Raw genomic sequence first — 11292 nt, 5'->3', positions numbered from 1 at the left:
TCGAGATCATCGCGACCGTTCAGGCCGGCTACGGCACGGACGCCAACGGCGACGGTGAAATCAACTGGCGCAGCAACGACGAGTTCGTGACGACCGCCGAAAAGAAAGTCAGGACGATATATGAGAGGTAGGCGCAAGGCTGAAGGCTGAAAAATGATCTTTTGTGAATTTATTCGCGCAGCCGAAAGCGTAACGCCGAATTCCGATTCGGCTGAGCTGCCCATACCCGTGCCCAATCGGAATTCGGCGCTACAATCTGTTGCGCCGAATTTGTTCACGCGCTCTGAAACCCGAGATCCGAGACCCGAAACGCGCCCCCGGCCGCCTCTGAATCAGGTATAATATTTTTGCGACATGGAAGCGATTGACAAATGAATCCGGGGCATTCGGCGGCGCTTCGCGAAAGGCGCGGCCGGAGGAGTGTACAGATGAAACAAACGCGGCGATTCATGGGATGGTGCGCGCTTTCGTGCGCGCTGATGGGGACCGTTTGGGGCGCTTATGGCGACCCGGCCGATCCCGGCAACTGGGTGTTGGGCAACACGGTCGTGGTGTGCGGGGCGGACAATCCGCTTTACGACGCGCTGAACGCGGAGGTATCGGCGCCCGACAAGTTTCCGCGGTTCGACACCGTGACCCAAGCCATCGCTTATGCGCAGAGCCAGAACGGCGCGATTCAGTATATTGTCGTGGCGAGCAGCACCGCCGGCACGAGTTCCGTGGTGTCCGAAATCCGCGACAACATCACCTATCCGCAGAACGAAACCTTTTCCATCGTGGGCTATCCGCCGTCCAACCCGGAGACGATCGTGATCAAGGCGGCGGACCCCTCGCGTCCGGTGTTGGACCTTGGATCCGCCCCGGCGGGCGTCTTCATCGAGGGGCTGACGTTTACGGGCGGCAGCGTGGGCATTCGGACCGGCAACCGCTGTGCCGCGACCATCAACCGATGCTATATCCGCGACAACAACGCCGTGGTCCAGGGCGGCGTCATCGTGGACAGGACCGGCGTGGGCATTCTGTGCGAGGGCGGCTCGGTCGGCGCGCCAATCATTCAGAATTGCAGCATTGTCCATAACGAGTGCGACGGGATACGCGTCGAGTCGCAAAACGTCTGCGTCGCCTTCTGCACGATTTTCGAGAACGGGCGCAACGGCGTGTCAACCGTGGGCGGCGGCAAGGCCTCGGTGACCAGTTCGATCGTCATGCGCAACGCGATCGGCGACACGGTCGTCGAACCCATTACCAACTTTATCTGCAAATGGCCGCCGGCCGATCCGATGCTAAAATTCACGTGGTCGGAGGCACCCGGATCTCAATGGAATATTGGCCCGCCGTCGGGCGGCGGCGGACAGCAGGATCCAAACGGCTTCGGCAATCCTGATCCCCGGGTCACGATGGAGCGCCCGGAGGTTTTCGGCGTCAATCTCGCCGGCAATTACACGGCCTCCCCAGACGCGGACGCCGATATCGTGCGGGTTCTCAACAACAATGATTCCATTTCGGAAGACGTGCTGATTCACGACGTCAAAGTGACGATTCTGGGCGTGGCCATTGACGCCAGCTCGCTGGAGCCGACGGCGCTTGTGCTGGAAACGCCCGCCGGGAACGTGACGCTGGCGCAGATCAACGCCGGCATCAGCCTGAGCCTTGAAAACGTCACCTTTTCCGACAGCGCCGCGGAACCGTTTCCGGCTTCGGCAAGCCTGGTAAACGGCGATCTCAGGGACGGAGTTTACAAACCCGTGCAGCCGCTTTCCGCGCTTGCGGGCCAAAGCGCGGATGGGCCGTGGCGGGTGGTTCTTCAAAGCCATGTTTCGCCAGTAAAACCATTGACCTGTCGAATTGCGCTTCGCGAACGTTTCTGGTTGTCGGTGGACGTGGACTGCACGAATTACAGAAATGTCAGCATGATTTTCGATCGCTGGCTGAATGTGGATGCCCAAGGGTACGCAGGCATTCAGGGACAGGTGGTGGGGACCAACCGGTGGCTCCCGATCTGGGACAAGGGGGTTTTCGACATCTGGGATCGCGGCGACAACGAGATCATGGACGGCAATGTGGACCGGCAGCAATGGACCGTGCGCTCCTACGATCTGCCGTGGGCGGGCGGCAAGAAAATCCGGGTGCGGTGGACGTACCGGACGGATTTCCCCGGCAAGGCCTGTTCCGGGTGGAACATCACCAACCTGCGGTTCGTCGGCATTCCGACGTCCATGCAATACTACGGCCTCAATGCGGCGGCGCCCCAATCGCTGACCTCGCTCAGCAACGATGTGTACGCGAACGCCCCCGCGCTGTGGACGCCGCCGACGGGCACGCCGTGTCCACTGCAGGGCTACATTTACACGAACGCCTATGATTACAACCTGAACGTCAGCACCGATCCGATTCTGTGCAAGGACATCCACGTGGATCCGAGGTTCGACATGTCGTCGCCGTGGATTGGCCGCCTGCTGGCGCGTGAACTCACGCAATGCACCGATCCCGTCTGCATTGACGTCAAGAACCACAGCGGAACCGCCCCCTGTCCGTGCGTGACGCCCCCCCGCGATTTCCAGTATGTGAACGTCCGCCCGGACAATGAATGCAACATTCCCGACATCGGCGCGGACGAAATCCCGTCGGATGGCGGAACGGGCCCGTTTACGGGTATATGGTTTGCGTGCCGCGTTTTGGACGTCCAGGCCGATCCCGGGCCGCCGCAAATGGTGGGCGCGCATTCCTTTACGGTGGACGTGTGGATGACGGAAGCGGGCATGCCGGACGAGGCCTATTACATTGCTGCCGATGGGACGCAGGTGGATCTCGGTTCGGCGACCGATGCCGGCGGCGGCCGGTACACCTACCGGGCCAGCCCGCCCGCTTCCGGCGGCGCGACGGACGGCGAGGCATCCGTTCGACTTAGATATGGAAATATCGTTTTGGGTGATGGCGGACCCTATGACGACCTGATTACCGCCCAGGCCCAGAGGGGACGGCGTTTCATCATTGACACGATTCCGCCGGTGATCGTGCAGCCGGGGCCGGGATATATCGCGCCGGTCGTGGTTTCCGCGAGCCTGTCGGGCAATCCGTCCACGGCGGCGAGCGTACCGTTCGGATCGCTTACGCACCCCTACGACAATGCGCCGTCCAGCTATCCACAGGGCGGTTCGCAGGGAGCCCACGGTTTTACGTTCGCGTCGAGCGCGGACCGCTGCCTGGCGTTTTTCAATATCGGTTCGCCGGTGAACGGGTACGATACCCCCCCGCCGAGCGTGTGGGATTTGGAACTCAAGGCCGTTTTCCGCGACGATCCGCCGTCCAACAGGACTGTTGCGGTGTCGGGATTCCGCACGACTTTCGAGGGCGGCGCGAGCGCGATCGAATTGGCGCCCCCGGACCTCGCCGCGTGGAACACGGGCGGTGTCACGCGCCCCGTGTGGCTGAGCGACACGTCCGTGTCGGCGTTCCCGCTGGCGTCCGTTACGAACACGTCGCAACTTGACGTGGCCGGCAGCACGGACAATATCACGGCGACGTGGAAAATTCCCTTGCGGACACCCATAGCGGAGGCTTTTCGCGCGACGGTCCGCTTTGCGGCGCGCGACCGGGCCGGCAATGTGGCCGAGCCGCCGTTGACGTCAACCGGCGATTCCATCCTGCCACTCGAAATCTGGTGGCTCGCCCCGACCGTGTTGGACGCGAACCTGAATGTCCGCACGGTGCCCGGCGCGTTTCCGATGTGCGAATGGGGCCTCAAGCGGGAGAGCGTGGACATCGCGTTCGATTCGGGTCCGAAACCTCTGTATGCGTACCGGATCTGGGCCAAAAACATGGACCCGAGCCGCAACGTGTACGAGCCGTTGGATACTTGGAAACCGTGGTCGGATCAAAACATGGCGGTCACGCCGGTCATGTTCGAGGCGCTCCAGCTTGCCGTCGAAAGCCGTTCCGCGCCGGACATCACCACGCTGTACGGCCAATCGCTCCTGCTGGTCGTGGCCGCCTGCGACGAGGCCGGCAATGTCTCGCGCTGGCCGGACACGCTGCCCCCGTTGGGCACGGGCGATACCATCGAGGATCTCATGACGGGCGACGGCGGGATCAATTGGCGCCGCTTTACCATTCCGGACAAGGCCAAAGTCGTGGACACGCGCCTGACGGCGAGTTTCCGGCGGGCGGGGGTTGATTTGGGCGCGGTCACGATCATGCAGGCCCCCGATTACGGAAAGCCTCAGGATTTGCAGGCGATATTCACGATTACCCTCGTCGTGCCGGAAGCGAGCGCGTTGGCCGAGTCCTTTGTCGAGGTCGAACTCATCGAGGACGGGAAGAGCGTGTACACGGGCGAATTGTGGGGACGCCCCGGCGCGGACGGCGCTCCCATGCCGGATCCCGTGCGCCGGATTGTCGTGCCGGCCTTGGATGGCATTCCCGCGGGCGCATTGGCCAACGGATGCCTCGGCCATCCCCACACGCCCGGCGTTACGCCGCCCGACGGCACGGCCGTGGACTATGTATTCCGCGCGACGACTAAATACAAGTACCTAGGGAAATTTATCAGCGACGCCAGTCCCGCGACCTACAAGTTCAAGGTCGTTCCGCGCAGCGTCGAGCAATATCTTGAAATTCCCGCGGGCCAGCAGCCCGTCAAGCTCTTCGAGCGCGAATAGCGTGACGTTTGCGCTATGATAATTGCATTCCTCCGGCTACGGCGGCGCGGACCGCGACGACCGGCAGGAACCGTTGGAGGAGTGTCGGAACCGGATTCGCGGTGTGGCGTTCCTGTCTCTTCCGGCGCAGGCGAAAGTTATACAATCGCGGAACACGGCGGAATAAAGCGGAATCCGCCGGCACAGAGGAGATCATGATCGTCCCGGGTAAAAAATGGTCATGGTTGGCAGGGTTACTGGCGGCGGTGTGTATCGCGGGTGGATGTTTTTCCGCGCCGCCGCCGAGGGAAACACGGGTTGTCATCGCCAGTTCGCCGGAACAGGAAGCCGACGTGACGATTGGCGACATGCCCCGCGGTAAAACGCCCGTGACGCTGGTGAACCCGCCGCCGGGCGAGACCGTGGCCGTCCTCACGCGGGAAAATTTCGAGCGGACCTCGAAGACGATCGTCTTTCCTGATCAGGGCGAGGAACGCATCGTCATTGACATGCGCCCGCTGCGGGGATACCTGACCATCGAGAGCACGCCGGCGGGCGCGCAGGTTTTCCTGGACGGGCGCGAGCATCTGGGCAATACGCCGTTGACAAGCAAGGAAGTTCCCATCGGAAAACACACTTATGAGGTGCGGCTGGACAACTATCGGACGGCGACGGGCGAAATCGAAATCAAGGAGGATTACCGCTACCAGTTTGCTCATGTTTTGGCCCCCAAGAACGCCCAACTGGCCGTCGTGTCCCGTCCTTCCGGCGCCAAACTGTGGCTCAACGGTGAATTGCTCCCGCAACTATCGCCCGCCAAATTCGAGGTATCCCCCGGCGACTATATTCTGACGTTGTACGCGAAAGGCTACGACAAGTTGGAACAACCGGTCGTTTTGGGCCCCAACGAATCGAAAACGCTGGAATTGGTGCTGACAGAAGGCAAGGCGCCCGAAGGGATGGTCCTGATTCCCGCCGGACCTTTCATTATGGGCCTCAATGGCGCCTCGCCCGATGAAAAGCCCCAGCGCACCTTGGAGTTGCCGGCCTTCTACATGGACCAATACGAGGTTACCAATGCGGAGTTCAAATTGGTTTTTCCCGATCACGTTTTTCCGGACGACGCCAAGGACAAGCCGGTGACCGGTGTCTCGTTTGTCCAAGCGTCTGCCTATGCGAAGGCCGTGGGCAAGCGCCTGCCGACCGAAGAGGAATGGGAGAAGGCGGCCCGGGGCACGGATGGCCGCGAATATCCCTGGGGCATGGAATTCGTGCCGGAAAACTGCAATTCCGGCTCGGAGGGCACAATCCGGGTGGGGCGTTGCCGCATGGGTGTTTCGCCGTTCAAATGTTACGACATGGCCGGCAACGCCTATGAATGGACCGCCAGTTGGTATCAGGCGTATCCCGGCAATCCGGACGTGACCAAGGATTATGGCCAGCAGTTCCGCGTGCTGCGGGGCGGTTCCTATAAAAGTGACCGATTCGGGGTGCGTTGCGCCCGAAGACATTACGATCACATGGAATCTCGTCAGCCGGATTACGGTTTCCGATGCGCCAAAGATGTCGAATGACGCGCCGGAGAGGCCCGCCGGAAAACTCTTGGCAAACAACATTTTATCTTGACACGGCATAAATTCTGTACTACAATAAGTTTCAATAGGTTATGAAGTTCCCGGCACAAGTGGTGATTTCAGAATTCACCCTATAAACAATACGCGGCGCGGGGAACTGAAAACGTGTGACCAAACGGCGGGTTCGTCTTGGCAGTGTAGTGCAACTGGGTGGACGGGCGATTGATGATGAAGATTGGGCGTGGGCGCGCGAAGCGCTTGGTGCTGGACGTGGGCACCCATGCTATTCGGGTTTGCGAACTCACGCAAACCAAGACCGGTTTTCAACTCACCCGTTACTTTCAGCGGGAGGTGCTGCTGGATCCGCTTTTGGATGAAGAATCCAAACGCCGCCACATGAACGAGGAACTCAAGAAACTCCTCAAGGAAAAGAAAATCCGGACTCGAAAGACGGTGGTTGCCGTGCCGGGACGTTCGGTCTTTACCCGCACGCGCACCTTGCCCCCGGTGCAGGAAAGCAAGATCACCCAAATCGTCCGGTACGAAATCCAGCAACAAATCCCGTTCGCGCTCGATCAAATCGCGCTCGATTACCAGAAATTGAGCAAGACGGAAGCGGGCGGTTACGACGTTATGATGGCGGCCATCAAGGTGGACGTGGTGGACAAGCACCTGGCCCTGCTGCGCGAAACCAAATGCGCGGTGGACGTTGTGGACATCTGCCCGTTTGCGACCTACAACTGGCTCAAGCATACCGGGGAATTCGGCGACAAGGGCGAATGCGTGGCCCTGCTCGACATGGGCGCGTCCGCCACCGATATCGTCATCGAGCGTGGCGGCCAGTTCCGTTTTACGCGGCCCTTGATGATCGGCGGCAACGACATCACCTCGGCCATACGCGACGCGATGGGCCTGAATTTTCTGGATGCGGAGAAACTGAAACGCGACCGGGGTTCGGCGCCCACGGGCGATCCCCAACGCGATGGGCAGTTGGGCGAAATTATCGCCAAGGTTCTGACCCGTCTGATCACCGAAATAAACCGGTCATTCTCCTATTTCAGATCGTTGCCGGGCGGCGGGACCATCGATCGGATTGTCATTACGGGCGGGGGGGCCTGTCTGCGCAACATCGTGCCGTATTTCCAGGAACAATTCGGCGTGGAAGTACGCATTGCGCGTCCGCTTGCCGGTTTGGCGATCGCCCCGGGCGCGCAGGAGATCAATGAACATCCCGAACAGGCCGCCGTGGCCCTCGGACTCGCCCTGCGCACCCTTCAGCCGGTTCCGATTGCCGTCAATCTGGTTCCGCCCGCGTTGCTTGAGTCCGCGCGCCGCAAGGAACAATTGTTTTACTGGGTGTTGTCTTTCATAACATTGGGACTGATCGGGGCGTCAACCGTGCCCGGTTTGACCGCCAAGCAAAAGGTGGTTCTGGAACGGATCCAAACCGTCAAGAAATACGTGCAAGCCTACGATCCTGAACTAGCCGCGAATCCGACCAAAAAGTCGGTCTATGAAAGCCAGTTGCAGGCCGCGCGCAAGGAAATTGCCGCCCGTCAAAAACAACTCAACCTTCTTTCCACCGCGTATACGACATGCAACTGGTGGATCCATCTTCTGCGCATGTTGAACAATGCCCGGCCGCCCGGGGGTAAAATCTGGTTCAGTTCGGTGGAGTCTTCCGTCGTCAATCCGGGCGCGGCGGATCCGGTGAAGGGCACGGTGGCCAGCACGGGGTTCCCTGGAATTGACGCCGCCAAGGGCGGGGCAATCGTTCCCAAACAGAACGGCATGAAGGTGCTGGGATATGCGAGCGATCCCGACTCGCTGACCCAGTTCATCAGTCAACTGCGTGAGACTCGCGCCGCCCAGGGCGGACTGTTTTTCAGCGAGGCCCAAGTCGAAAAAGTGCCCATTACCGAAATGGAAGATGCCCGCGTGGGCCAGGCGTCCATCGGCGGCCAGCGGAGCCAGCCCGGCCCCGCCGCCGGCGGATCCGTCGAAACCGTGTATTTTTTCCGCGTGGATTTTATTTTCACGCCGCCGCAGCAACCCCCGCAACCGCAGCAACCGCAACCGAGGCCAAGGCGATGAGCACCCTGCGAGGCACATCATGAATCTGCGCCGCGAACATATCATCGGCATCGCGGTGTTTGTCCTGTTGCTGGCCTGTGTGGGTGGCGGCTACCAGTTCTATTACAAAAAGCAACTGGCGATCTATGAAGAGTACCTTGGACAGCTCGAAACCCTCGAAAAGACCCTCAAGCATCTTGAAGACACGTTTTCGGGGTACCAACCCAAGGTGTTGATCGAGGCGGTCAAGGGCGATATTCAGCCCATGGCCGATGAGGTGATGCGCCGGGCGGCCTTCTTCAACGTGGGCGACTGGATGGAAATAGACCCGATTCCGGAAGGCAAAATGTTGCGGTTCTATTACGAGGAACAATATGGAAAGGCCCTGAACGCACTGCGCCAGTATGCCCAGTCCAAATCGCCTCCCTGTCCGATACCGGACGATATTTCCTTCGGCGCGCAGAAACCGGAAGATTTCGCGGGTAAAAGCATCACCAAGGCCGACGTCGAACGGAATCTGCGCATCATCCGTTTCGGGTCCATGGTCGTGCGCATGCTCATTGACGCCAAGGCCGTCATCGTCAACAAAGTCGAAATCCATCCGGGGCGGCAGGGCTTGGAAAAACTGTTGAACCTTCGGACCGTCGGCCTTTCCTATGTGATGAACCTCAAGGATCTGGTAATTTTTATAGATGCGCTACGCATGAAGGATCGGTATTTTAATATTGAAGCGATCAGCATCCAGAACCGTTACATGCGCTGGCCGGTCGAGCCGCCGGTGGAAGTGCAAATGTTGTTGACGGTGGCTGCGTTCAATCCCGCGGCGGCGGCGGTATCGGGCGGACTGGACTCCGTGGGCGTGGTTGGTCCCGCCGCGCGGCCCGGCATGCCCGCGCGCGACGCCCTCGCGCAACAAAACATCCGTGGCGGCGCGGCCCAGAAAGAGCCCATGTCCACCCGTGTGATACGGTGGCTGCGCAATCATTACCTCTGGCCGTTTTAGGAAATTGGAGAAATCGGGAACGAGGAACGGAAAGGTTACGTGGAGAAACTGAAGAACATAGGCGTGGTCCTTTGGGCGAACAAGGAGCGGATGGTGCTGGCCGTAATGGTGCTCGTTTTCGGCTGGCGCGTGTATGCCGTGCTGACTCCCGAGCAGTCGCTGCCGTCCACCAATTACCGCCTGCCCAAGGCCGATGACGGCGAAATCCCGAAGGCGGCTGTGCCGCCGCCCCCGCCGTTGCGCCAGAGCGTCCCGCTGGAAGCCTCGTATACCCCGAATCCTTTTTGGGCGTTGTCCTCGCAACAGGAGATTCGCGAACGGGAAGGGGCCGCGGATGCCGATATCGCGCTGCTGCGCATCCAGAAAGGCCGTGGCGGCCGCGTTCGCGCCCAAATCCGGACCGCGGGAAGCACCCAATGGTTTGACGAAGGGGCGTCCTTCGAAAGTTTCCAGTTATTGCAAATCAATGCCGAGGAAGGCACCTGTCTGGTACGATCGGAGCGCCTCGGAAGGAATATCACGCTTCGTGTAGGCGGAAGTTAGAGTTGCTTATTTGATGCCAAATCCGTTATAGTGACCCCAACAGCGGGAGGAAGGCAGCGTAATGAGTACCAAGTTGTCGCAAAACCTGATAACAGGCTGCGCTTTGTCAATGGCGGCCGCCGTTTGGATGGCGTTTGTGCCCGCTGTAGCACAGGCGCAGCAATCGGAAGCCTCGGCGCCCGGTTCCGCCGCGGCATCGCCGCCGGTGGTGGACGCGGCTGCTCCTTCCGCCGTTTCGGAAGGGACCGTTTCCGAGGCGGAACTGCATTTCCGAAAAGGCGTTGACCTCTACAACGGCAACCTTTTTTTGGAGGCCCTGAGCGAATTTAATCGTGCCTTGGCGCTCAATCCATCCCTTGAAGACGCCAAGACGTTCCGCCAGAAATGCGAGGCCAAATTGGTCTTGACGTCCACCGGGGCCAGCCCGGCCGAGACGCCGTCGTTTGACACCATTGATCCCAGCTCGATGACGCCCGAATCGGAAACCGCGCATTTGTCCGCGCAGGAAATCAAGAAACAGCGCGTGACGGAACTCATCAAGATGGGCGAGCGCTACATGGATCACGAGCGCTACGCAAAGGCCGTCAAGTATTTTGAGGAAGCGCTGATTATCGCGCCCGAAAATGCGCGCGCGCAGGAAGGCTTGCACAAGGCGACCCTCGGCGCCAGCAAGGAAGCCATCTCCAAGGCCGGCGAAGGCATAGCGGAGGATCGCGCGTCCATCGAACGCTTTATCGAGGATTCCAAGCGGTTGCCGGAAGGGGCGGATGCCACCGGCATCAAACCGTACCGCGTCATGGTGCCCACGGTCGAGGAAGAATACGTAGAGCCACAGAAGCAGAGCCCCATTGAAAAAACCCTCGATTCGCCGGTCAGCGTTGAGTTTGAAAATATTCACATCAACGAAATCGTTGAATTTATCAGCGACAGTTACGACATCAATATCGTGGTGGATGACCGGGTGGTGCGGCGTCCCCCGAAGCCCGTGGCGGCCGCCCCTGTCCAAGCGGCGCCCGCCCCCACTCCCGGACCGTATCCCGGTGCTGCCGGCGCCCGGCCCGGTGGACCCGGCGCTCCCGGGGCTCCCGGCGCGCCACAACGACCGCCGGCGGCCGCGCCCCAGCAACCCCAGGCGCAACAACAGGCCACGGCGGCGGCGGGCCGCTATGTGACCGATGGCATCGTGCCCTATATCAATTTGAAGGATGTATCGTTGCGGGAAGCCTTGAAGGCGCTGTTGCGCCCGCTCAATCTCGATTTTGCGGTACAGCCGGGCTTTATCTGGATCAGCACCCCGCAAAACATCCGCGAGGAATCGTTCGAGGCGCTTGAAACGAAATATTACGAATTGCGCAACGCGGGCGCCGAAACCCTGTTCAAGATCGTGCTGCGCAATCCCGGCGGCATGGGTGGCGGCATGATGGGTGGCGGCATGATGGGCGGCATGGGCGGTTATGGCGGC

General features: G+C 60.4%; 6 protein-coding genes. All 6 read left to right on the top strand.

The annotated features are described in order from the left end of the window. Positions 1–428: 428 nt before the first annotated feature. The gene (locus P5540_19270; GenBank protein ID HRT66955.1) at positions 429–4658 is read left to right on the top strand and encodes a right-handed parallel beta-helix repeat-containing protein; all 4230 of its coding nucleotides are present in this window, start codon (positions 429–431) and stop codon (positions 4656–4658) included. Between the two features lie 194 nt (positions 4659–4852). Further along, positions 4853–6211 carry an SUMF1/EgtB/PvdO family nonheme iron enzyme gene (locus P5540_19265; GenBank protein HRT66954.1) on the top strand — a complete coding sequence of 453 codons (1359 nt, stop codon included), beginning with the start codon at positions 4853–4855 and terminating at the stop codon, positions 6209–6211. 225 nt (positions 6212–6436) lie between these two features. Continuing rightward, positions 6437–8305: a type IV pilus assembly protein PilM gene (gene pilM, locus P5540_19260; protein ID HRT66953.1), complete on the top strand. Its 1869-nt coding sequence runs from the start codon at positions 6437–6439 to the stop codon at positions 8303–8305. 19 nt (positions 8306–8324) lie between these two features. Continuing rightward, positions 8325–9287 carry a hypothetical protein gene (locus tag P5540_19255; GenBank protein HRT66952.1) on the top strand — a complete coding sequence of 321 codons (963 nt, stop codon included), beginning with the start codon at positions 8325–8327 and terminating at the stop codon, positions 9285–9287. A gap of 39 nt (positions 9288–9326) precedes the next feature. After that, complete coding sequence (locus tag P5540_19250; protein HRT66951.1) at positions 9327–9830, top strand: hypothetical protein; 504 nt, start codon at positions 9327–9329, stop codon at positions 9828–9830. Between the two features lie 61 nt (positions 9831–9891). Beyond that, positions 9892–11292: tetratricopeptide repeat protein (locus P5540_19245; protein ID HRT66950.1), on the top strand; the 1401-nt coding region annotated here is incomplete at its 3' end.

It is taken from the genome of Candidatus Hydrogenedentota bacterium (assembly GCA_035450225.1).
Taxonomy (GTDB): domain Bacteria; phylum Hydrogenedentota; class Hydrogenedentia; order Hydrogenedentales; family SLHB01; genus DSVR01.
Note: the sequence above shows the minus strand (reverse complement) of the source record. Positions and strands in the feature narration are given on the sequence as shown.